Annotated in this window: 24 protein-coding genes; 14 read left to right on the forward strand and 10 right to left on the reverse strand. The window is 73.3% G+C overall.

Going from position 1 to position 22,472, the window contains the following annotated elements:
* The first annotated feature begins 21 nt into the window (after positions 1-21).
* The gene (locus tag GH723_RS05570; protein ID WP_153758724.1) at positions 22-801 is read left to right on the forward strand and encodes an enoyl-CoA hydratase/isomerase family protein; all 780 of its coding nucleotides are present in this window, start codon (positions 22-24) and stop codon (positions 799-801) included.
* A gap of 6 nt (positions 802-807) precedes the next feature.
* Entirely contained in the window at positions 808-1,689 is an 882-nt protein-coding gene (locus GH723_RS05575) for a rhomboid family intramembrane serine protease (RefSeq protein WP_153758725.1), read from the forward strand.
* Here GH723_RS05575 and GH723_RS05580 read toward each other — a convergent pair.
* Genes GH723_RS05580 through GH723_RS05590 form a run of 3 tightly spaced genes read right to left on the reverse strand, consistent with a single transcriptional unit; the run spans position 1,686 to position 3,960 of the window.
* Complete coding sequence (locus GH723_RS05580; RefSeq protein WP_153758726.1) at positions 1,686-2,123, reverse strand: SRPBCC family protein; 438 nt, start codon at positions 2,121-2,123, stop codon at positions 1,686-1,688. The genes GH723_RS05575 and GH723_RS05580 overlap by 4 nt on opposite strands.
* A complete protein-coding gene (locus tag GH723_RS05585; RefSeq protein WP_229023096.1) occupies positions 2,123-3,178 on the reverse strand; it encodes a galactose-1-phosphate uridylyltransferase in 1,056 nt (351 codons plus the stop codon). Before GH723_RS05585 ends, GH723_RS05580 begins: the two co-directional genes overlap by 1 nt.
* A complete protein-coding gene (locus GH723_RS05590) occupies positions 3,175-3,960 on the reverse strand; it encodes a class I SAM-dependent methyltransferase (RefSeq protein ID WP_195210561.1) in 786 nt (261 codons plus the stop codon). Before GH723_RS05590 ends, GH723_RS05585 begins: the two co-directional genes overlap by 4 nt.
* A 73-nt stretch (positions 3,961-4,033) precedes the next feature.
* Between GH723_RS05590 and GH723_RS05595 the strand changes: the two genes are divergently transcribed.
* The 3 genes from GH723_RS05595 to mnmA all read left to right on the forward strand — a co-directional run bounded on the left by GH723_RS05595 (position 4,034) and on the right by mnmA (position 6,909).
* Entirely contained in the window at positions 4,034-4,627 is a 594-nt protein-coding gene (locus GH723_RS05595; protein ID WP_153758729.1) for a superoxide dismutase, read from the forward strand.
* 84 nt (positions 4,628-4,711) lie between these two features.
* Positions 4,712-5,872, forward strand: coding sequence for a cysteine desulfurase family protein (locus GH723_RS05600; protein WP_153758730.1), 1,161 nt, complete (start codon positions 4,712-4,714; stop codon positions 5,870-5,872).
* The gene (gene mnmA / locus GH723_RS05605; RefSeq protein ID WP_153758731.1) at positions 5,869-6,909 is read left to right on the forward strand and encodes a tRNA 2-thiouridine(34) synthase MnmA; all 1,041 of its coding nucleotides are present in this window, start codon (positions 5,869-5,871) and stop codon (positions 6,907-6,909) included. Before GH723_RS05600 ends, mnmA begins: the two co-directional genes overlap by 4 nt.
* Here the strand turns inward: mnmA and GH723_RS05610 are convergent.
* Positions 6,906-7,784: a hypothetical protein gene (locus tag GH723_RS05610; protein WP_153758732.1), complete on the reverse strand. Its 879-nt coding sequence runs from the start codon at positions 7,782-7,784 to the stop codon at positions 6,906-6,908. The two genes, mnmA and GH723_RS05610, sit on opposite strands and share 4 nt — an antisense overlap.
* 102 nt (positions 7,785-7,886) lie before the next feature.
* Between GH723_RS05610 and GH723_RS05615 the strand changes: the two genes are divergently transcribed.
* A complete protein-coding gene (locus tag GH723_RS05615; RefSeq protein ID WP_153758733.1) occupies positions 7,887-8,915 on the forward strand; it encodes a uroporphyrinogen decarboxylase/cobalamine-independent methonine synthase family protein in 1,029 nt (342 codons plus the stop codon).
* Positions 8,916-8,972: 57 nt separating this feature from the next.
* Complete coding sequence (ligA, locus tag GH723_RS05620; RefSeq protein WP_153758734.1) at positions 8,973-11,087, forward strand: NAD-dependent DNA ligase LigA; 2,115 nt, start codon at positions 8,973-8,975, stop codon at positions 11,085-11,087.
* 10 nt (positions 11,088-11,097) lie between these two features.
* Here the strand turns inward: ligA and GH723_RS05625 are convergent, their stop codons facing one another.
* Complete coding sequence (locus tag GH723_RS05625) at positions 11,098-11,544, reverse strand: hypothetical protein (protein WP_153758735.1); 447 nt, start codon at positions 11,542-11,544, stop codon at positions 11,098-11,100.
* Between the two features lie 84 nt (positions 11,545-11,628).
* Between GH723_RS05625 and GH723_RS05630 the strand changes: the two genes are divergently transcribed.
* On the forward strand, positions 11,629-13,647 hold the full coding sequence (locus tag GH723_RS05630; RefSeq protein ID WP_153758736.1) for a protein kinase domain-containing protein: 2,019 nt from the start codon (positions 11,629-11,631) through the stop codon (positions 13,645-13,647).
* Here the strand turns inward: GH723_RS05630 and GH723_RS05635 are convergent.
* Genes GH723_RS05635 through flgN form a run of 5 tightly spaced genes read right to left on the reverse strand, consistent with a single transcriptional unit; the run spans position 13,644 to position 17,385 of the window.
* Positions 13,644-14,147, reverse strand: coding sequence for a hypothetical protein (locus tag GH723_RS05635; RefSeq protein ID WP_153758737.1), 504 nt, complete (start codon positions 14,145-14,147; stop codon positions 13,644-13,646). The two genes, GH723_RS05630 and GH723_RS05635, sit on opposite strands and share 4 nt — an antisense overlap.
* On the reverse strand, positions 14,144-14,506 hold the full coding sequence (locus GH723_RS05640; RefSeq protein ID WP_153758738.1) for a response regulator: 363 nt from the start codon (positions 14,504-14,506) through the stop codon (positions 14,144-14,146). Before GH723_RS05640 ends, GH723_RS05635 begins: the two co-directional genes overlap by 4 nt.
* A gap of 52 nt (positions 14,507-14,558) precedes the next feature.
* Positions 14,559-15,449, reverse strand: coding sequence for a flagellar hook-associated protein FlgL (gene flgL, locus GH723_RS05645; protein WP_153758739.1), 891 nt, complete (start codon positions 15,447-15,449; stop codon positions 14,559-14,561).
* 8 nt (positions 15,450-15,457) lie between these two features.
* Positions 15,458-16,876, reverse strand: coding sequence for a flagellar hook-associated protein FlgK (gene flgK, locus GH723_RS05650; RefSeq protein ID WP_153758740.1), 1,419 nt, complete (start codon positions 16,874-16,876; stop codon positions 15,458-15,460).
* On the reverse strand, positions 16,876-17,385 hold the full coding sequence (flgN, locus tag GH723_RS05655; RefSeq protein WP_153758741.1) for a flagellar export chaperone FlgN: 510 nt from the start codon (positions 17,383-17,385) through the stop codon (positions 16,876-16,878). Before flgN ends, flgK begins: the two co-directional genes overlap by 1 nt.
* Before the next feature lie 259 nt (positions 17,386-17,644).
* On the opposite strand from flgN, the gene GH723_RS05660 reads away from it, so the two are divergent.
* From GH723_RS05660 to flgC, 6 genes are all read left to right on the forward strand, one after another.
* Entirely contained in the window at positions 17,645-18,832 is a 1,188-nt protein-coding gene (locus tag GH723_RS05660) for a flagellin N-terminal helical domain-containing protein (RefSeq protein WP_229023098.1), read from the forward strand.
* Positions 18,833-18,933: 101 nt separating this feature from the next.
* A complete protein-coding gene (gene fliD, locus GH723_RS05665; RefSeq protein ID WP_153758743.1) occupies positions 18,934-20,529 on the forward strand; it encodes a flagellar filament capping protein FliD in 1,596 nt (531 codons plus the stop codon).
* Positions 20,530-20,548: 19 nt separating this feature from the next.
* A complete protein-coding gene (fliS, locus tag GH723_RS05670; protein WP_153758744.1) occupies positions 20,549-20,986 on the forward strand; it encodes a flagellar export chaperone FliS in 438 nt (145 codons plus the stop codon).
* A complete protein-coding gene (locus GH723_RS05675) occupies positions 20,986-21,318 on the forward strand; it encodes a hypothetical protein (RefSeq protein ID WP_153758745.1) in 333 nt (110 codons plus the stop codon). Before fliS ends, GH723_RS05675 begins: the two co-directional genes overlap by 1 nt.
* A gap of 396 nt (positions 21,319-21,714) precedes the next feature.
* Positions 21,715-22,062, forward strand: a complete 348-nt coding sequence (locus GH723_RS05680; RefSeq protein ID WP_153758746.1) for a flagellar basal body rod protein FlgB — start codon at positions 21,715-21,717, stop codon at positions 22,060-22,062.
* Positions 22,062-22,472 (forward strand): flagellar basal body rod protein FlgC, encoded by a 411-nt coding sequence (gene flgC, locus GH723_RS05685; RefSeq protein WP_153758747.1) that lies wholly within the window; start codon positions 22,062-22,064, stop codon positions 22,470-22,472. Before GH723_RS05680 ends, flgC begins: the two co-directional genes overlap by 1 nt.

Here is a 22,472-nt window from a genome sequence, read left to right on the forward strand (position 1 = left end):
CCCGGCGGTACGGTGTCGCCCATGTCCGAACCGACCCTCGTCCGCGTCGAGCGCGGTGACGACGGCGTGGCCGTCGTCACCCTCGACCACCCCAAGGTCAACGCGCTGTCCACCACCCTCCTCGGCCAGCTCCACCAGGTGGCGCGCGACCTGTCGGCCGAGCCCCCGGGAGCGGTCGTGCTCACCGGCGGCGACCGGCTCTTCGCCGCCGGCGCCGACATCTCCGAGTTCGGCGGGCCGGCCGAGGCCCGGCGCGTGGGTGGGGCGTTCCGCGACGCCCTCGACGCCGTCGCTGCCATCCCTCGGGCCACGATCGCCGCGGTGTCCGGCTACGCGCTCGGCGGCGGCTGCGAGCTGGCCGTGGCGTGCGACTTCCGGGTGGCGTCCGACCGGGCGGTGTTCGGCCAGCCCGAGATCCTGCTCGGGATCATCCCCGGGGGCGGCGGCACGCAGCGCCTGCCACGCCTGATCGGTCCCTCGCGCGCCAAGGACATGATCCTCACCGGACGGCAGGTGAAGGCCGAGGAGGCCCTCGCCATCGGGCTGGTCGACGAGGTCGTCGCACCCGATGCGCTCATGGCCCGCGCCCGCGAACGCGCTGCCGAGCTGGCGCGCGGCGCCGTCGTCGCCCAGGGCCTCGCCAAGCGGGCGATCGACAGCGGGCTCGACCGCCCGCTGGCCGAGGGTCTCACCATCGAGCAGGACCAGTTCGCCGAGGTGTTCACGACCGCCGACTCCCGCACCGGGGTGGCGTCGTTCCTCGAGAAGGGGCCCGGTCACGCCCGCTTCGAGGGGCGGTAGCGCCGGGTGACCCTGCCCGAGACCGTCTGCGCCTTCCACCCCGACCGCCGGGCGGGGGTCTCCTGCCAGCGCTGCGGTCGTCCGATCTGCCCGGACTGCATGCGCACGGCCTCGGTCGGGTTCCACTGCCCGGAGTGCTCACGTCAGGGACGCCAGCAGGTGCACACGCCGCGGACCCTTGCCGCCCGACGCGACCCGATCGTCACCAAGGCGCTGGTCGGCGTCAACGTGGTCGTGTTCGTGCTCGCCGGCCTCCGCGGAGGCGGGCTGCTCGAGCCGAGCGCCGACGTGCAGATCGACTTCGGGCTCGTCGGCTACGGGTTCACGCGCGAGGGGTTCGTCGGCGTCGACACCGGCGAGTGGTACCGCCTCGTCACCGGGGGGTTCCTCCACGCCGACCTGATCCACCTCGGGCTCAACATGTTCCTGCTCTGGGTCCTCGGATCGGCGCTCGAACCCGCGCTCGGGCGCCTGCGGTTCGGGCTGCTCTACGCCGCGTCGCTGCTCACCGGCTCCCTCGGTGTGATGCTCCTCGATCCCGACGCCCTCACGGTCGGTGCGTCCGGCGCGGTGTTCGGACTGATGGGTGCCATGGTCGTCGCCCAGCGCGCCGCGGGCATCGACATCTGGCAGAGCGGCATCGGCGTTCTCGTCGGGCTGAACGTCATCACCACGTTCGCGATCCCCAACATCTCGATCGGCGGCCACCTCGGTGGCCTGGCGGGCGGGCTGCTCGTGGGTGCGCTCCTCATCGAGCTCCCACGGCGTGCGGCCCCGGGGAGCCGGCGGACGGCGTCGGTGGCGGCGGTGGTCCTCGTGGTCGCGCTGGCGGCGGCGAGCGTCGTGGCGTCGATCTGGGCGTCGGGCCAGTACCCGAGCGTCCTCTAGATCCGGCGAGCGAACCGCCGCAGGTTCCCCTCCCAGATCCGGCGCAGGACCGGTGTGGCGACCCGCGCGCCGAGCGGCCCGCCGAGGTACCAGGGGAACACGAGCGACTCGGTCCAGGTGAGGTCGGTGAGCCCGCCGTCCGCGCCGGCGGGGGTCAGCGTGAACTCGCCGGTACCCGTGACGAGGCCCACGTGGCGCACGCCCATGCGGCGCTCGTCCTCCCACGACGTCACCTCCATGACGTCGACGAGTCGCAGCGGGCCGACCTTGGTGTCGCACTCGAACGTGGTGCCGACCCCCTCCTGCTGGTCGGTGGTGAACCGGATGGCGACGGCGTCGGCCATCCACTCCACGTGGGTGGAGATGTCGGCCAGCTCCTGCCAGACGCGCGCCGGTGGGGCGGGGATGCGGATGCTGGTGCGGATCGATGGCATCAGCCGGCGACTCCTGTGCGACGCCCCGAGGGCGGCGGGCCGCCCACACGGGCGGCATCGGTGAGCTGGACGGTGGCGTCCTCGGGGCTCATCGTGTTGATGAGCACGCCCGTGCCCTGCTCGAACCCGGCGAGGGTGCTCGTCCGGGGCAGCAGGTGGATGTGCCAGTGGTAGTGCACGTCGTGGTGGTGCGGGGCGGTGTGGATGACGACGTTGTAGGCGACGTCGCCGAGCACCCGGTGCAGGCGGTGGATGGCGGTGCGCAGCAGGCGGCCCACGCCGCGGAGCGACGCGACGGGGGCGGTGTGCAGCCGTGGGTCGTGGACCCTCGGGACGACGAGCATCTCGTAGGGGGCGCCGCTCCAGTAGGGGGCGACGGCGACGGCGTCGTCGTCGGCCTCGACCACGCGCTGGTCGGCTGCGAGCTCCACGCTGAGGGTGGTGCAGAGCAGGCACACCGCCGGGTCGTGGCGCGCGCTGGCGAAGCGGCGGAACCCGACGAGCTCGTCGTCGATCTCGAGCGGGACGAACGGGATGCCGAGCAGCTGGGCGTGGGGGTGCTCCAGCGAGGCGCCGGCCTCCCGGCCGAAGTTGACGATCGCCTGGGTGTAGGCGACCTGGGGCAGGGCGGCGTGGGCGACGAGCCGCTCGCGGATCGCCGTGGCGACCACGTCGATGCGCTCGTCGTCGAGGAGCGCGAGGTCGCCCTCGTGCTCCGGTCCGATGACGAGCACCTCGTGGCGCCCGGCGGCGTGCACCGCCTGGTGCAGCACCCCGTCGACGGCCGGGCGCATGGTGCCGTCGCCGTCGAAGGCCGGGTACCGGTTGGGGACGACGCGGACGAGCCAGCCACCCGTCGACCCCTCGTAGGTCGCGAGCGCGGGCGGCGTCAGCTCCTCGTTGCCGGGGCAGAACGGGCACGGTCCGGTGCGCTCGGCCTCGACGGCGAGCGTGCGGGTGGCGAAGTCCTGCGGGCGGATGGCCCGGCCGCTCGCGATCGTGACCCACCGACCGGTCAGCGGGTTGCGGCGCAGCTCGTTCGAGGGCCCGGTCACGCCGGTGACGGTACCGCTCGTCGAGGTCCGTAGCGCGAGACGTGCACGGCGCTGTCGTCGTCGAACGGCTCGCCGTCCCATCCGGCCGTGCGGTCGAGGAGGTGCAGGCCGGCGGCGGCCGCCATGGCGTCGAGCTGGTCGGGCGTCGCGTAGCGGATCCGCCAGGGCCGCAGGCGAACGGAGCCGTCGACGCCCATGTCGACGTGCTGCCCGGTGACGGTCTGGGTCGCCGGGTCGTGCTCGGTGGCGGTGAGCACGACCCGGTCGAGGGTGACCCGCGACGGTGAGAGGTCGCGGGTGACCGTGGGCGGCGGATCGCCGGGGACGACGGCCTCGACGAGGAGCGAGCCGCCGGGGACCAGCAGGCGCGCCACCCCCTCCAGGCACCGCCGCTGGCGGCGCTCGTCGGCCAGGTTGAAGAACGTGTTGAAGGCGACGAGGACGACGGCGAACGGGCCGTCGACGACCCCGTCGGGTTCGGCCATGTCGCCCTCGTGCACGTCGACGCGCGCCGCGCCGGGCTTGGCGCGCAGCAGGTCGAGCATCGAGGGGCTGACGTCGATGCCGGCGACCCGGAGCCCCCGGTCGGCCATCGCGAGCGCCAGCCGTCCGGAGCCGACCCCCAGCTCGAGCACGCGTCCGCCGCCGGCGGCCTCGACGAGCCGGGCCACGTGGTCGGCGGTCGCTGCGGCGTCGGTGACGTCGGCGTACCAGTCGTCGTACACGTCGGCGAAGGACGCGCCGTAGTCGGGGTCGGGCGTCGGGTCGGTCGGGTCGCTCACCGCCCCAGTTTCCTTCCTCGGGCGTTCCGGTAGCCTCCGAACCGACACAAGAGGACGAAGAAAGGACCCCACAGTGGCCTTCGAACTGCCGCCGCTTCCGTTCGCCAAGGATGCCCTCGAGTCGCGGGGCATGAGCGCCGAGACCCTCGACTACCACTACGGCAAGCACCACCAGGCCTACGTCAACAACCTGAACGGCCTGGTGGAGGGCACCGAGAACGAGCAGAAGTCGCTCGAGGAGCTCATCAAGGAGGCGCCCACCCACGAGGGCCTCTTCAACAACGCCGCCCAGGTCTGGAACCACACCTTCTTCTGGAACTGCCTGAGCCCCACCGGCGGCGGCGCCCCCTCGGGCGAGCTGGCCGAGAAGCTGTCGAGCGCCTTCGGCTCGGTCGACGACTTCCGTGCCGAGTTCACCGAGGCCGCGAAGACGCAGTTCGGCTCGGGCTGGGCGTGGCTCGCGCACGACGGGTCCGGCCTGAAGGTCATGAAGACCCTCAACGCCGACAACCCGATCAACCACGAGGCCAAGCCGCTGCTCACCCTCGACGTGTGGGAGCACGCCTACTACATCGACTTCCGCAACGCGCGCCCCGGGTTCATCGACAACTTCTTCGACCAGCTCGTGAACTGGGACCACGTCGAGCAGAACCTCAACGAGGTCTGACCGACCGCAGCACCTGACGTTCCCGCACGGCCCGGGTCCCGCTCCGGCGGGGCCCGGGCCGTGTCGCGCCTCTAGCCTGGCGGTGTGACCGATCGCGCCTACCTCGACCACGCCGCGACCACGCCGCTACGCCCCGAGGCGCGCGAGGTGCTCGTGGCGCTGCTCGACGAGGAGGCGGGCAACCCGTCGGGGACGCACCGGGCCGCCCGTACGGCGCGGCGGGTGGTCGACGAGGCCCGCGACGTCGTCGCTGCGGCGCTCGGCTGCCGCCCCGGCGAGGTCGTGTTCACGAGCGGCGGCACCGAGTCCGACAACCTCGCCGTCGCCGGTGTCCACGCGGCGCAGCCCGGCGTCGTCGTGTGCTCGGCGATCGAGCACCACGCGGTGCTCGACCCCGTCGAGGCGCTCGGCGGGCGCGTCGTCGGCGTCGACGCCCGCGGGCGGGTCGACCTCGACGCCCTCGCCGCCTCGCTCGACGGGTCGGTCGTGCTCGTCTCGGTGATGCTCGCCAACAACGAGATCGGGGTCGTGCAGGACCTCGCCGCCGTCGCCGCGGTCGTCCAGGAGCACGCACCGGGAGCGGTCGTCCACACCGACGCGGTGCAGGCGTTCCCCTGGCTCGACGTCGCCGAGCTGGCGGCCCCGGCGCACCTCGTCTCGATCAGCGCCCACAAGTTCGGCGGACCCCAGGGCGTCGGCGCGCTCGTCGTCCGGACCGGCACGCCGCTCACACCTCTGCAGCGCGGGGGCGGGCAGGAGAGGGGACGGCGCTCGGGCACGCAGAACGTCGCGGGCATCGGTGCCATGGCCGCCGCGGCGGCCGCCACGCTGCGCGACCGCGACGAGGTCGTGCACCGTGTGGCCCGCCTGCGCGACCGCCTCGGCGACGCTCTCACCGCTCGCCTCGACGGCGTCACCGAGACGGCGGTGCCCCTCGACGCCGACGGTCGGCCCGACCGGTCGGGGAAGGTCGCGGGGTCGTGCCACGTGTGCATCGACGGCGTCGAGAACGAGGCGCTCCTGTTCCTGCTCGACCAGCAGGGGGTGGCGGCATCGGCGGCATCGTCCTGCGCCAGCGGGGCGATGGACCCCTCCCACGTCCTCGCGGCACTCGGCGTCCCGCGCGAGCGGGCGCAGGGGTCGCTGCGCCTCACGCTCGGTCCCACCACCACCGAGGCCGAGGTCGACCACGCGGTGGAGGTCGTCGTCCGTGCCGTCGAGCGCCTCCGGGGCCATCGCCGATGAGGGTGCTCGCCGCCATGTCGGGCGGCGTCGACTCCTCGGTCGCGGCCGCGCTGCTCCTCGAGCAGGGCCACGACGTCGTGGGCGTCACCATGAAGCTGTGGGGCGGTGCGTCCGACTCCGGCTGCTGCTCGGTCGCCGACGTCGACGACGCCCGCCGCGTCGCCCAGCAGCTGGGCATCGACCACCACGTGTTCAACTTCGGCGATGACTTCGAGGCCCGGGTCGTGGCCCCCTACGTCGAGGCCCACGCCGCGGGTCGGACGCCGAACCCGTGCGTCGAGTGCAACCGTCACCTGAAGTTCGACCGGCTGCTCGAGCGGGCCGACGCCCTCGGCTTCGACGCCGTCGCCACCGGCCACCACGCGCGGATCGGCGTCGGTCCCGTCGGGCGCCGGCGGGTGGCCCGTGGCGCCGACCGGGCGAAGGACCAGTCCTACGTCCTGCACATGCTCACCGGCCACCAGCTGGCCCGCGTGCTGCTGCCCGTCGGCGATCGCACCAAGGCCGAGGTGCGCGACGAGGCCCGGCGACTCGGTCTGCGCACCGCGTCGAAGGCCGACAGCCAGGACGTCTGCTTCATCACCTCCACCGGTGGTCGCCGGACGTTCCTCGGCGACCGCATCCCGCTCCACGCCGCCGACGTCGTCGACCGCGACGGGGTGACGGTGGGGCGGGTCGATGCCGTCGAGCTGGTCACCGTCGGCCAGCGCAAGGGCCTCGGCGTGGCGGGCACGGGCGAGCGGCGCTTCGCCGTCGCGGTCGACGTCCCCCGCCGTCGCGTCACCGTCGGCGCGGCCGACGACCTCCTCGTCGCCACGAGTCCCGTCGCCGACCTCGCCTGGGTCGACGCACCGATCGACGGACCGGTCGACGTGCAGGTCAGCGCCCACGGCGCACCGGCGGCGGCGCGGGTCGAGGGCGACGTCGTGTACTGGGACGCCCCGCACCGCCGCGTGGCCGCGGGGCAGAGCGTGGTGCTCTACGACGGCGACGAGGTCGTCGGCTCCGCCGTGGCGGCCCCCGACCCGGACGCCTAGGCCGGGGTCGCGACGGGCAGGCGCCGCGACGCGGCCTCCCGCAGCACGGCCCCCGGACGGGTCGGGGCGACGAGCAGCTCGGAGGTCTCCACCGGAGGTGGCGGCGCCCCGCGCGCCCGGCGCAGCTCCAGGGTGACCGGTGCGACCAGCTCGATGCGGAGCGCGAGCCCGAGCGCGCCTGCGGTGAGGTCGTGGGCCGCCGTGTCGGCGGGTGCGGGTCCGAACGAGCGGATCGTCTGGCGGCGGAGCAGCTGGGGGCCGACCGCCGCCGGGTCGTGCACCACGACGCCGGCGGGCACGAAGACCAGCCAGCGCCGGGCGAGCTGGTGGAGGGACCGCACGGCGAGCACGGCGAGGGGCGCGCCCACGACGAGCGCGACGGCGCCCGGCGCCCACTGCCGCGCCGCGAGCAGGAGCGGCCCGGTCAGCGTGCCCCCGACGGCGACCGCCCACAGGAGGGGGACCGGCCCGAGGACCAGCGGTCCGGGGACCCGGAGCGCGAAGCGGCGCTCGGGCCCGTAGGCCGACCCGTTGACGAACGCGTCGCCGGTGGTGGGGGAGAAGGCGACCACGACGGCCAGCGCCGCAGCGACGAGTCCGGCGACCGCAGCCGTGGTGCCGACGCCGTCGGCGGTGGCGGCCCAGCCCGCGGCGAGCACGGTGACCGGTGCGGTGACCCGCAGCGCTGTGAGACCGACTGTGCGGGGCACGAAGGTCGCGACCGCCCCGGCCGTCCAGGCCAGCCACGCGAGCACGGCGGCGACGACGGCGACGGGACCGCTCCGATCTGACAGCGCGGACTCGAGGGCGGGACCGAGCGTGAGCGGAAGCGTCAGCCACAGGACGCGGACGGGCCAGGCACCACCGAGGTTCACGGCTCCGAGATTTGCCCATCGGGGTCGCCGCTGGCTATTCCAGAGCCCGGGGGAACAGGGGACCGGCACCACGCCGGGCCGTCGAGGCAGGAGTCGCAGCAGGTGGGGAACGAGGCAGCCCAGGCTCGGGTGATCGGGTTCGTCCCGGGTGTCGACACGTCGATCGGCAGCTTGCCGCACCGCGACGCCGCGGCGGCCGTCGACCTGGTCCTCTCCCGCCAGACCCGCCTGCCTGCCGCCCCCTCGCTGCCCCAGCGCTCGCCGCTCGAGGGCATGGTGGCCCAGGCCGCGTGGGGGATCCCGGGCGTCGACGTCGCCGCGGACGGCTCGCTCGACCTGCACCTCGACCAGCTCGACCCCGAGGCCGAGCCGGGTGACGACGCCCTCGCCGGTGAGCCGTTCCACACGCTGCGCCTCTTCCTCGACGCCGTGGCCGGGCGCGAGGGGCCGATCAAGCTCCAGCTGACCGGCCCCGTCACGCTCGGCCTCGCCCTCCACGCCGCCGGGGCCGACGCCGACCGGGCCTTCGCGGTCGCCGGGCGGGCCGTGCGCTCCCGGGCCGCAGCGCTCCTCGATCTGACCCGGTCGGCGGCGCCGGGGTGCGAGCCGGTCGTCTTCCTCGACGAGCCCGGGCTCACCGGTCTGCTCCACCCCGACCTGCCGATCGACCGCGAGGCGGCGATCGACCTCACGTCCTCGGCGCTCGCGGTCCTCGAGCGCGGGGCGATCACCGGGCTGCACGTCTGCGGCCCCACGGACTGGAAGCTCGTCATCCAGTCCGGCCCGCAGATCCTCTCGGCCCCGCTCGGGCTCGGGCTCGCCGACGCCGCCGACACTCTCGGCCGCTACCTCGACGACGGCGGCTGGATCGCCTGGGGCGCGGTGCCCACCGACGAGCCGATCGGCTCGAGCCCCGGCCGCCTGTGGCGCCAGCTGTCCGCCGCGTGGTGCGAGCTGGTGCAGGGCGGGTGCGACCCGGTGCTGCTGCGCACCCACGCCCTGGTCACCCCGGCCTGCGGCCTCGCCAACCACGGCACGTCGCAGGCCGAGCGCGTGCTCGGCCTCACCCGGCAGGTGGCGGCGCGGCTGCACGACCAGGCCATCGGCGTGCGACTCGCGGTCGGCGCCTGACCCTCCGGTCCGGCCGACGTCCTCGCGCCGTCACAGGGGGTTCGTAGGATCGCAGGCGTGAGCCCCGACCAGAACCCCGAGGTCCCGCCCGACGCCGGGTCCGTGGTGCCCGACGACGTCCCCGCGGAGGTCGTGGCCGAGGTCGAGGCCCTGCGGGAGCAGATCCGCCACCACAACCGGCTCTACCACGAGCTCGACGCGCCGGAGATCCCCGACGCCGACTACGACGCCCTCGTCCGGGCGCTCAACGAGCTCGAGGCGCTCCACCCGAGCCTCGTCACGCCGGACTCGCCCACCCAGACCGTCGGCGGCCCCCGGTCGGCCACCTTCGCCCCGGTCGTCCACCGGGTGCCGATGATGTCGCTCGACAACGCCATGGACGTCGAGGAGCTGCGCGCCTGGGGCCAGCGGCTGGAGCGCCGCCTCGTCGACGAGGAGGGCGCCGACCACCCGCCGGTGGCGTTCGTGTGCGAGCTGAAGATCGACGGGGTGGCGGTGTCGATCACCTACGAGGACGGCCGCCTCGTGCAGGCCGCCACCCGGGGCGACGGCCGGGTGGGGGAGGACATCACCGAGAACGTCCGCACCCTCGCCGACGTGCCCGAGCGCCTCGGCGGGTCGCCGCCGGCCCGGCTCGAGGTCCGCGGCGAGGTCTACATGCCCGTCGCCACCTTCGACGAGCTGAACGACCGCCAGGACGCGGCCGGCCTGCGTCGCTACGCCAACCCCCGCAACACCGCGGCCGGCTCGCTGCGCCAGAAGGACCCGTCGATCACCGCCTCGCGCGGCCTCCGGCTGTGGTGCTACCAGCTGGGCGAGGCGGAGGGCGGCCCGAGCTTCGACCGCCACGCCGAGACGCTCGAGTACCTGGCCGAGCTCGGCCTGCCCGTCAACCCCGAGATCCGCACCCTCACCGGGCAGGAGGAGGTCGAGGCGTTCTGCCGCCGGTGGGAGGAGCACCGCCACGACCTCGACTACGAGATCGACGGCGTCGTCGTGAAGGTCGACGACCTCGCCCGGCGCGCCGCCCTGGGGTTCACGTCCAAGGCGCCGCGTTGGGCCATCGCGTTCAAGTTCCCACCCGAGGAGCGCACCACCCTCCTGCGCGACATCGAGGTCTCGATCGGTCGCACCGGCAAGGCCACGCCCTTCGCCGTGCTCGAGCCGGTGTTCGTCGGCGGGTCCACGGTCGGGCTGGCCACGCTGCACAACCAGATCCAGGTGGCGGCCAAGGACGTCCGGCCGGGCGACACGGTCGTCGTGCGCAAGGCCGGCGACGTCATCCCCGAGGTCGTCGGCCCCGTGCTGTCCGAGCGTCCCGAGGGCCTCGCCGAGTGGACGTTCCCCGACACGTGCCCGCGCTGCGGTGGTCCGCTCGTGCGGCTGGAGGGCGAGGGCCACCACTTCTGCACGAACATCGACTGCCCGGCCCAGCGCACCGGCAGCATCGAGCACTTCGCGTCGCGCGGGGCCATGGACATCGAGGGCCTCGGCGAGCAGCGGGTCCACCTCTTCGTCGAGATGGGCCTGCTCTCCGACGTCGGCGACATCTACTCGCTCGACTTCGATCGGCTCCTCGGGCGGGAGGGCTTCGGCGAGACGTCGGTGCGCAACCTGCGCGACGCCATCGAGGCCTCGAAGGAGCGTCCGCTCGCCAACCTGCTGGTCGGGCTCAACATCCGCCACCTGGGGCCCACCGGCGCTCGGGCGCTGGCCCAGGCCTTCGGGCACCTCGACGCCCTCATGGCGGCCTCCGAGGAGGACATCGCCGCGGTCGACGGCATCGGCCCCACGATCGCCCAGAGCGTCCACGCCCACTTCGCCTCGGACCGCAACCGTGCCGTCGTCGAGAAGCTGCGGGCCGCCGGGCTGAACCTCGAGGGTCCGGCCACCCCCGACGTGCCCCAGACGCTCGCCGGCATGAGCGTCGTGGTCACCGGCACGCTCGACGGCTACAGCCGCGAGGAGGCCGAGGAGGCCATCACCAGCCGCGGCGGCAAGTCGCCGGGCAGCGTGTCCTCGCGCACCACCGCCGTCGTCGTCGGCGAGGGGCCGGGGGCCTCCAAGCTGAGCAAGGCGGTCGACCTCGGCGTCCCGATCCTCGACGGCGAGGGCTTCGAGCGCCTCCTGTCCACCGGCGAGGTGCGGCCCGTCGAGGCGCCGCCCACGTGATCGCTGCGGCTCAGGCCGCCTCGAAGCACCAGCTGTAGACGGCAGTCTCGTTCGGGGTCCGGGCCTTCCAGAACTCGACGGTGACGCAGTTGGTGCCGGATCGCAGCGATTCGAGCACCTTGTCGGGCCCAGGCGCGAACACGTAGCGGCCGAGCGACGGGATGCCCGCCCCGCCACCGGTGATCTGGTCGTCGGGGATCGGCGTGCCGTTGACCGCGAGCGTGGCGGCGTAGCCGTCGGCGAGGTCGACGCCCACCTCGGACTGGCGCAGGACGTCGGCGCCCGACGTGGGGATCAGCGCCTCGATGGCGGGGTCCCGGTCGGGGGCGGCGCGGGTCGAGCGGGTGCTGTCGATCGACACCGCCACCATCGCCGCGGTGGCGCCGAGGAGGAGCAACCCGAAGATGATGCGGCGGGGGATCGTCCGGTCGAGGACGGCGAAGGGGGAGGAGGCCACGGCGCCATGATGCCGTCCCCCGGGGCCGCGTCCCACTCGGGTCGCTGTCACCGATCCGACCGGGCCACCGTCTAGCCTCCGACCGTGGCCCTTTCGCGCATGAGCGACCTCATCGGGCGGGTCCTCGACGGCCGCTACCGGCTGGTGGCGCCGATCGGGACGGGCGCGTCCGGGCGGGTGTTCCTCGCCGACGACGTGCGGCTCCGCCGGCGCGTCGCCGTGAAGGTCCTGCACCCCTCGCTCGCCGACGACGAGTCGTTCCTGCGCCGCTTCCAGGCCGAGGCCCACGCCGCGGCCGCGCTCAACCACCCCCACGTGATGGCGGTGTACGACTGGGGGCGCGACGACGTGCCCTACCTGGTCACCGAGTACCTCGGCGGCGGCAGCCTGCGGGCGATGCTCGACAAGGGGCGCCGGCTCACGGTGTCCCAGGCCCTGCTCGTCGGGCTCGAGGCCACCCGCGGCCTCGACTACGCGCACCGTCGAGGCTTCGTCCACCGCGACGTCAAGCCGGCCAACATCCTCTTCGGCGACGACCAGCGGCTGCGGATCGCCGACTTCGGCCTGGCGCGGGCCCTGGCCGAGGCCGGGTGGACCGAGCCGTCGGGCGCCGTCCTCGGCACCGCCCGCTACGCCTCGCCGGAGCAGGCGCGCGGCGAGATGGTCGACGGCAAGGCCGACGTCTACGCACTGGGGCTGACGCTCATCGAGGCGGTCAGCGGCCAGGTGCCCTTCGCCGCCGACACCACGATCGCCACGCTGATGGCCCGGGTCGACAAGGAGGTCGAGCTCGACGACAGCTTCGGCCCGCTGCGGCCCGTGCTCGAGCGTGCGTGTCGTCCCGACGCCGCCGAGCGGCCCGACGCCGGGGCGCTGGCCGTGGCGTTCATGGCCGCCGCCGAGAAGCTGCCTCGACCCGAGACGCTGCCCCTGGTCGGCGCGGTGGAGGGCGACGTCGTCGGCGCCGACCCGTCCGACGCCACGATCCACGGCGCCGAGCCCGATCCCACCCTCGCGTCACCGGTGGTGAACGTGCCGGCCCCGGACCCGACCACCGCCGTCGCGGTCCCCGCCGACGCGCTCAGCCCGCGCGCCCGCCGCAAGGCAGCCCGCGCCGAGGCCAAGGCGGCGAAGAAGGCCTCGAAGGAGGCCGCGACGCTCGCCGCGGCCGAGGCGGACGAGGGCCGCCGGCGTCGACGCTGGCCGTGGGTGCTCGTGGCGCTCCTCGTCGCCGCCGTCGTGGGCGTGGGCACCGCCGTCGCGGTGCGGAACCTGACCGAGCCCACCCTCTACCCGGTCGACGACTACGTCGGTGCCCTGGCCGACGACGTCGAGGAGATCGTCGCCGAGTACGGCTGGACGGTGGAGCGGGAGCTCGAGCGCCGCACGGGCGTCCCCGTCGGCACGATCCTCGAGCAGGACCCCGCCCCGGACACCGAGCTGGAGGAGGGCGCCGAGAGCGTCCTGCGGCTCGTCGTCGCCGAGGGCAACGAGCTCACCGATGTGCCCGCCGACCTCGTCGGCGCGCCGCGCGAGCAGGTCGAGGCCGCGCTGGCCGAGGCCGGTCTCGCCGTGGGCGAGGTCACCGAGGATTGGAGCGAGGACGTCCCAGCCGGTCACGTGATCGAGGTGAGGATCCCCGAGGACCAGCTGGTCGAGGGCCAGCTCCCGGAGGAGACGGCGATCGGCCTCCTCGTGTCGGCGGGCCCCATCCCTCGCACGCTGCCCGGCGTCGCCGAGGGGGCCAGCTACGACTCGGTGGCCGCCGACCTCGAGGCCGACGGCCTGGTGCCCGAGCGGGTCACCGAGGCGAGCGAGACCGTGCCCGAGGGCGCGGTCATCCGCACCGAACCCGGCGAGGGCGAGCAGGTGCCGCGGGGCAGCACGGTCCGGGTCATCGTGTCGAGCGGCCTGCCGTTCGTCACCGTCCCCGACGTGGCGGGCATGGACGAGGACGAGGCCATCGAGCGGCTCGAGGACGCCGGCCTCACGGTCGGCACCCGGGTCGGCCCGCCGCGGCGCAGCGTGCTCGTCACCGACCCGCCGGCCGGCGAGTCGGTGCGGCAGGGCACCGAGGTGACGATCTACACCCGCTCCACCTAGCGGATGATGATGCCGAGTCGCCCGCTGCCGTAGCCCTCGATCGTCACCGCGAACTCGCGGCGCTTCCCGGGGTTGCGGACGAGGTCCCACACCTCGTCGGGCACCGCCTCGTCGGCGGTCGACCACACAGCATCGAGCTTCAGGTGCGGCGATGTCGGCGAGTTGAGGAGCGACATCATGATGTTCGCCACCTCCTGGTAGTTCTCGAAGAGCGTCTCCTCGAGCTCGCCGGCGGCGACCGACTCGTGGGCCGCGTTGGCGGGGATCATGCCGAGCGAGGCACCGGTGCCGGCCGCGAAGTCGAGGTCGGCGACCGAGAGGGCCAGGACGCGGCCCTGCGTGTCGCGGTAGGCGGCGACCACGTGGGCGCCGTCGGGCTCGATGGGGGTGAGGGCCACCTTGGAGGCGGCGCAACCACGGCCGACGAGGGCGGTGACGAACTCGCCGACCGCCTCCTGGATCGGGACCGGTGGGCCCGCGACGTCGACCGGTGGCCTCACGCCACGACGCCGAGGGCCTCGGCGAAGGAGTCGGCGTTGAAGGGCTTCGAGAGGAGGAAGGACGCGCCCGCCGCCAGCGCCTGCTCCTTGTAGGTGGGGGTCGTCTCCGACGTGATGAACCCGAACGTGGTCTGGATGCCGTCGGCACGGAGCGCCTGGAGGAACTCCATGCCGCTCATCTCGGGCATGTTCCAGTCCGAGAGGATCAGGTCGGGGTTCTCCGCCTTGGCGACGGCCAGGCCCTGCGCACCGTCTTCGGCCTCGAGGATCTCGGCCTGGTCGAAGCCGGCCTGGCGCAGGTTGCGCTTGATGAGCATGCGGATCGTCTTGCTGTCGTCGACGAGCAGGATCTTGTTCACTTCGACTCCGGTGCGTGGGGAGGGACGGGGATGTGATCGGCCGGAGCCGGGGTCACCTGAGGAAGTCGAGGAGGGTCGGTTGGATCACCTTCGCGGTGACCGACAGGGCGGCGTTGTAGGCCATCTCCTGGATCCGGACCTCGATGAGCGTCTCGGCGATGTCGACGTCCTCGACCTCGGAGAGGGAGGCCTTCAGCTCCACGTCCACCTCGGCGTTGCGGAAGCCGATCTCCTCGACCTGCTTCGAGCGGGCACCCATCTCGACCTGGGCCCGCTCGATGCGGTCGGCGGCCCGTCCGATGGCCTCGAGGCCCGCGCTCGCCGCGCCCGTGTCGCCGGCGTCGAGGGCTGCGGCGATCTGCTCGAGCACCTGGAACACGTTGCCGTCGGGGTCGGCAGCCGTGCCGAACACCTCCGGACCGGTCCGGTTCACCCGGATCGACACGTCCGGTGCGACGTTGCGCTGCACCTGGCCCTCGTTGCCGAGGTAGGTGCCGTCGGCGGCGTACGCCGACGTGGCGTCGGAGGTGCCGGCGAAGATGGGGCGACCCAGGTACTGGGTGTTGGCCGTCTGGACCAGCTCCTCGCGGATGGCGCGGATCTCGGCCGCGTAGGCGGCGCGGCTCTGCGCGTCGGCCGACCCGTTGATGGCGCCGACCACGAGGGTCCGGGCACGGGTGAGCCGGTCGACGGCGTGGGTGAGGGAGCTGTCGGCGTTGTCGAGCCAGGCTCGGGCATCGAGGGAGTTGCGCTTCATCTGCTCGTTGCGGCGCAGCTGCGCGCGGTAGTCGAGGGCGGAGAGGACCTGGGCCGGCCCGTCGGAGGGGCGCCGCACCTGCTTGCCGGTGGCGATGCGCTCCTGCGAGTCGTTGAGCTGGCGGGCGTTGCGGTGGATCGACGCCAGCATCGTGCGGCTGGCGCTGGTGTTGGTCACGCGGTTCACGGGGCCTCCTAGCGGCCGACGAGGCCGGTGCGGCTGATGAGCGTGTCGAGCATCTCGTCGACGGCGGTCATCAGGCGTGCGGATGCGGCATAGGCGTGCTGCGACTGCACGAGCGACGTCATCTCCTCGTCGAGGTTGACGCCCTTCACGCTGTCGCGTGCCGCGTCGACCTGGACGACGACCTCGGTCTGGATCTGCTCACGGCGGTTCGTCGCCTGGGTCTCCACGCCGAGACCGCCGATCATCCGCTTGTAGACGGCGTCGGCGCTGTTCTGGCCCTCGCCGAGGCGGGCGAGGAGGGTGGCGTTGCCGGCGTCGAGCGGCCCGGCCGACGCCGGGGGCGCGCCGCCGTCGGATCCGGCGGCGGCGACGCGACGCGGGTCGGCGGCGACGACGGCGTTCACCGCGAGGTCGCTCGCCGTGGTCCCGGTGAAGAAGGCGAGACCGGCGGCGCCGTCGAGGTCGAAACCGCCCTCGTGCACGGCGTTCACCGTGGACGCGAGCGTGGCAGCGACGGCGTCGAGCTCGCTCAGGTAGTGGGGGATCATCCGGTTGGTCGTGTCGAGGAGGCCGCCGACCTCGCCGTCGGCGACGTTCGCCCGGTAGCCGTCCTTCGCCCACTGGACCTCGACCTCGGTGAAGTCGGGGTGCGCGGTGGGATCGGTGGTCTCGACCACCTGGAGCTGCTCGTAGCGGTCGCCACGGACGAGGCTCGACCCTCCGAGGAACACGTCGGTGGTGCCGAGCTCGCCCTGGCGCGTCGTGACGCCGACCAGCTCGCCCAACCGCTCGATGAGCAGGTCGCGCTGGTCGGCGAGGTCGTGGGCGTCGAGGCCGGCGGCGGTCGCGTTGCGCACCGCGCCGTTCAGCTCGGCGACGCGGGCGGCGGTGGCGTTGACCTCGCTCGTCAGCGCCTCGGCCTGCTCCAGCGCGCTGCGGTGGAGGTTCGTCAGCTCCGCGGCGCCCCGGTTGAGCTCGTCGGCCACGGTGCGGGCCCGCTCGAGCAGGGCGACGCGCGGCGCGCTCGCGCCGGGCTGGTTGGCGAGGTCGTCGAACGCGCCCCACAGCTCGGACAGCTGGTGGGCGAGGCCCACGTCGCTCGGCTCGGGGAAGATCATCTCGACCCGACCGAGGGACGTCGCCTGGGTCCGCAGCAGGGACAGGCTGCCGGCCTCGCGCAGGGCGCGGGCCTCGAGGAACTCGTCGCGGATCCGCACGACGCCGGCGGCGCGCACGCCGTTGCCGATGCCGTCGGTCTTGCTCCAGACCGCGGGGACGACGCCGGCGCCGGCCGACACGAGGTCGACCCGCTGACGGCTGTAGCCCTTGGTCGCGGCGTTCGAGGCGTTGTGACCGGCGGTCTGCAGCGCCCGCTGGTGGGCGATCAGGCCGGACAGCGCGGTCTGCAGCGCGGAGAAGTTGGACATCAGACGTCCCAATCCACGAGCGTGGGCCGGGCGAGCGACCGGGTGCCGCCGCCGTTCGGCGCGTACCCGTCGAGGCGGGGACCGTCGCCGATCTGGGCGACGAAGTCCTGCGTGTCACGCAGCCCCTTGGCGAGGAGCTCCTTGTTGTCGCGGCTCACCGACTCGATCGAGCCGATGAGCGACAGGAAGGTCGCCTGGTGGTCGCGGAGGATCTGCCCCCACGGCTCGCCGGCGGCATCGGCGAGCATCGACAGCGTCGCGTCCGGGCCGAGGCCGTAGCCGGGGGCCACCGCGGCGACGTGCGCCGCCCGCAGGATCTCCTCGGTGCGCAGGTCGTCGATGGCGTCCTCCACGTCGCGAGCCGACTGGTCGATCCAGCGGCTCCGCCCCGAGGCGAGCACCATCTGCTGCACCTCCAGGCGGTAGAGGAGGAGCTCCACCTGGGCACGCTGACGCCACAGCGTCTGGCTCAGCTGGCTGAGTCGCTCGTCGGCGCGGGTCGTGGACATGGCGGATGGTTCGGCCGCCCCATGCCGCCGATGAGGATTCGTCACGCAGAAGTGGCGCCGACGGGGGCACGTACAGGAACAAGGACGCTCGAGGGCGTCGCGAACTGGGTCGTTCGGCTCATCGCGCCAGATCCGCGGCTCGAACCCTCATCCGGGCGACCCCGTTCCCGATCGACTGGCTGCCGCAGGAAGCGGTAGCGGTCCCAGCTCCAGATGGGTTGGTGACCTCGTTCCAACTTTCACGGAGGAAATCGGAACAATGCGCATCAACCAGAACATCTCGGCCCTCAACTCGTACCGCAACCTGTCCAACACCAACACGGTGATGGGCAAGTCGCTCGAGAAGCTCTCCTCGGGCTTCCGCATCAACCGGGCCGCCGACGACGCCGCCGGCCTCGTCATCAGCCAGGGCCTGCGTGCCCAGGTCTCCGGCCTCCGCCAGGCCACCCGCAACGCCCAGGACGGCATCTCGGTCGTGCAGACCGCAGAAGGCGCCCTGAACGAGGTCCACAGCATGCTGAACCGCATGCGTGACCTGGCCGTCCAGTCGGTCAACGCGTCGAACGACAGCGATGCCCGCACCGCGGCCAACAACGAGATCACCGAGCTCAAGGGTGAGATCGCCCGCATCGCCGACCAGACCAAGTTCGGCAGCCAGAAGCTGCTGGACGGCTCGTTCGGCGCCACCCCGGCGAGCGTGACCGGCGTCGACGCCGACGGTGCCTACACCGTCGCCGCCAACGACGACTTCACCCTCAACATCAACGGCACCGGCGCCGTCACCGTCGAGCTCTCGGCCCTGACCGGCGCGAACGCGACCGACACCGCCTCCGCCCTCCAGACGGCCATCCGCTCCGCCCTCGCGGCGAGCGGCGACGCCGACATCCAGGCCTTCGCCGACAAGGTGACGGTCACGGGTGAGACGGTCGGGACCGGCTCGAGCCTCACCCTCGAGATCAGCGGCCTCGCCGACGGCGAGACCTTCACCCTCACCGAGGGCACCAACAACCCGCTGGCCGCCCTCGGCCTCGGTGGTGCCATCACCGCCGCCGACGGCGACGCTGCCCTGTTCCAGGTCGGCGCCAACGCCGGCGAGACGATCGAGGTCAAGGGCATCGACCTGGCTGCGGTCGCCACGGCGATCACCGGTGACGTGACCACGGCGGCGAACGCCACGGCGTTCATCTCCGCCATGGACGACGCCATCGCCGACGTCTCCGGCTTCCGTGGTCAGCTCGGTGCGGTCCAGAACCGCTTCGAGTCGACCATCAACAACCTCCAGGTCACGACCGAGAACCTGGCCGCCTCGGAGTCCCGCATCCGTGACACCGACATGGCGCTCGAGATGGTGTCGTTCACCCGCCACCAGATCCTGACCCAGGCCGGCACGGCGATGCTCGGCCAGGCGAACCAGCTGCCCCAGGGCGTGCTGCGTCTCCTCGGCTAGTACCCACCGCACCGGTGAGGGCGAGCGGGCAACGGCGCCCGCTCGCCCTCCTGCCGGTTCGGACGCAGTCCGCCTGACGACCGCCGTACGAGGGAGCGACCGTGAGCTACATCGATGGGATCGCCTCCGGGCTGAACACCACCGACATCATCAACCAGCTCATGCAGGTCGAGGCGATCCCCCAGACCCTGCTGAAGAACAAGGCCACGACGGTCAAGGCAGGCCTCGACGCCTACGCGGCGATCCGCACCAAGTTCTCGTCCGTCCGCACCGCGGCCGACGCCCTGCACTCCTCGTCGAGCTGGCGGGGCCTCGCCGCCACCAGCTCGAACCCCGACGCCGTCGGCGTCACCGCACGCAGCGGTGCTGCCGGGGGCGCCGCGACGTTCAGCGTCGTGAACCTCGCCCAGGCGATGCAGCGCTCGAGCACCGACGCCTTCGCATCGACCGACGCCGCCCTCGACGGCAGGTCTCTCTCGATCACGAGCGGCGACCACACCTTCTCCTCGACGGCCACGACCCTCGACGAGCTCGTGGCGGAGATCAACGCCGACGGCGAGCTCGGTGTGACGGCGTCCACCGTCCAGGTCCGCCCCGGCGAGCACCAGCTGGTCCTCACCGCCGCGACGTCCGGCGTCGCCAACGGGTTCACCGTCGCCGACTCCGGCTGGACGAGCGGCTTCGCTGTCACCCGCACGGCCGAGGACGCCGTCCTCGACTACGGCGGCATCACGGTGACCCGCCCGACGAACACGATCGACGACCTCGTGGGCGGCGTGACCCTGACGCTCAAGGCCGAGACGACGGGTCCCGTCACGGTCAACGTGGCGCGCGACGCCGACGGGATCACCAAGAAGGTGAAGGCACTCGTCGAGGCGGTCAACGGCGCCCTGGCGGAGATGAAGATCCGCACGGCCTACGACGCCGAGACGAACCAGCGGTCGTCGCTCACCGGCGATGCGACCGTGCGCCAGCTCACAGGGCTGCTGACCGGCGCCCTCGCCGACCCCGTCGCGGCGAGCAGCCTCGGCTCGGTCGGCTTGGCCGGTGTCGAGCTCACCCGCGACGGCAAGGTCACCTTCGACGAGGCGGAGTTCAAGGCCGCCTACGCCGCGGACCCGGCAGCGGTCGAGCGTCTGTTCGTCGCCGGCGGTACGAGCACGAGCGCCGACCTGGCTTGGACCTACGCCGGCTGGCGGGCCCAGCCGGGAACCTACGCCGTCGAGGTCACCCGCACCGGAGCGGACACCTACACCGCGACGATCGACGGCGAGACCGCCGCGGTCACCGTCAACGACGACGGATCCCTGAAGATCGCCGCCGACTCGGTGCACTCCCGGCTGGGTGGTCTGACCGTCTCCCTCTCGACCGACGCCACCGCCGCCCTCGTCGAGGGCGTGCCCTCCGGCGTCGGGTCGATCACCTACGACCCGGGCGCCGCCCGTCGGCTCAGCACCGTCGCCAACCGGGCTCTCGACGCCGTGGACGGCCTGCTCACGAGCGCCGAGGACGCCCGCAAGGCCCGCATCGACGACATCAACCGCCAGGTGGAGGCCTGGGAGCTGCGCCTCGAGAAGCGCGAGCTCGGCCTCCGCCGCCAGTACACGGCCCTCGAGACGATGATGGGCCAGCTCGCCAACCAGGGCCAGTGGCTCGCCGGTCAGCTCGGCAGCCTCCAGGCCAACTCGCCGAAGTAGCGAAGGGAACGGGTTCCCGATGTACGCCACCGCCACCAGCGCCCGCCACAAGTTCGTCAGCGACGGTGTGGGCAGCACGCCGCCCGAGCGGCTGCTCGTCATGCTCTACGACCGGCTCCTCCGCGACCTCGATGACGCCACCGGCGCCATCGAGCGCGCCGACGTGGGCGCGTCGCACGACGCGCTCACCCACGCCCAGGACATCGTCGCCGAGCTGCACAGCGCCCTCGACCCGACCCGCTGGGACGGCGCCGACGCCATGGCCGGGCTCTACGCCTACCTCGCCGAGCTGCTCGGTCGGGCCAACATGGCCAAGTCCGCCGCACTGGTGGCGGAGGCCCGCTCGGTGATCGCCCCGCTGCGCGACACGTGGGCCGAGGCCTACGCCAGCACCGCGGCCGCTGCACCCGTCGCTGCCGCCTCCCGCCCCGCGGGCGGCCTGGACGTGGCCGGCTGATGGCCGCTTCGTCCGTCGCCGCCTGGAGCGCCGCCCTCGACGAGGTCGAGGAGGGACTGCGCGTGGCCGACCGCATCGCTCGGGGCGAGGCCGACCTCCAGGTCCCCGCGTGGATCGCGCCGGCCGAGCTGGGCCCGCTCCCTGCCGAGCTCGCACCGCGCCTCCGCCTCGTGATGGCGTCGCTCGAGGCCGTGCACGGCGACCTCGTCGAGGCGCGCGAGCGGGCCGCGGCCGAGCTCGCGGAGCTGGCCGAGGCCGCCCGGGCACCCGGCCGTCGGCCGGTCGCCGCCGGCGAGCCCCCGGCTCCCCGGCTCGTCGACCACTCCGCCTGACCGCCGCCCCCGCCGGCGCGTTCGACCCGCCCGGCCCCTCCGTCGCGCCCGGCTCCTCGTCCATGGGGAGGCGCAGCACCGCCACCCGTGGCCCGGCTCCCCGAGGGCTCTCCATGGGGAGGCGCAGCACGTCGTGGGGTGGCACGGGTCCCCGTGGGTCCGAGAACGAGGGAGGGGCACAGCGCCCGAGGAGTCGAACCCGGTGGGTCGAACGGCTCATTGGCGCGGCGAAGCCTCAGCGGAGGCGGGCGGCCTCCGATCGCATCGCCTGAGCACGGAGCGCTCGTGAGCCATCGCCAGGGAACGGCGAGCCCAAGACACCTGTCGACGCGCGAGGTTGACGATGCCCCTGTTCCCTGCCGGCTCTGCCGGTGCTGCCTTCCGGACGACCGATCGATGATCGTCTCCGACGCCACCATGCGAGCCCTGCACACCGCTCTGACCGGGCTGAACGCCCGACGTCAGGCAGCAGAGGACAACATCGCCAACGTCGAGACCGCGGGCTACACCGCGAAGAAGGTCGACTTCGAGGACTCGCTGCGCACCGCGATCGAGCGGGGAGAGCCCCGCGCCGTCGACATCTCCGTCACCCGGTCGCTCGCGCCGACCCGGATGAACGGCAACAACGTCGCGATCGACGAGGAGATGGTCGGGCTCACCGAGACGGCGCTCCGCCACCAGCTGGTCGTCGAGGGGATGAACACCAAGTTCCGCCTCCTCCGCACCTCGATCGTGGGGCAGTGATGAGCGCTCTGTTCGGTTCGATCGCCATCGCCGGTTCCGGCATGGGCGTCTACAAGACCTGGATCGACGCCACGGCCGACAACGTCGCCAACGTCAACACGGTCCGGTCGACCGACGAGGCCGCCTTCCAGCAGCGCTTCGTCGTCTCGGCGGCAGCCGAGAACGGCGCCGGCCAGATCGGGAACGGCGCTCGCGTCGCCGGCGTCCTGTTCGGCGACGCCGAGGGCCGCCTCGTCTACGACCCCGCCCATCCGCTCGCTGACGAGCAGGGGATGGTCCGCCACCCCGACATGAACCTCAGCGACCAGATGACCAACCTCATCATCGCCCAGCGCGCCTACCAGGCGAACGTGACCGTGTTCGAGCGGGCACGCGACGCCTACCTGCGCGGCCTCGAGATCGGACGCTGA

This window comes from Actinomarinicola tropica (assembly GCF_009650215.1).
Taxonomy (GTDB): Bacteria; Actinomycetota; Acidimicrobiia; order Acidimicrobiales; family SKKL01; genus Actinomarinicola; species Actinomarinicola tropica.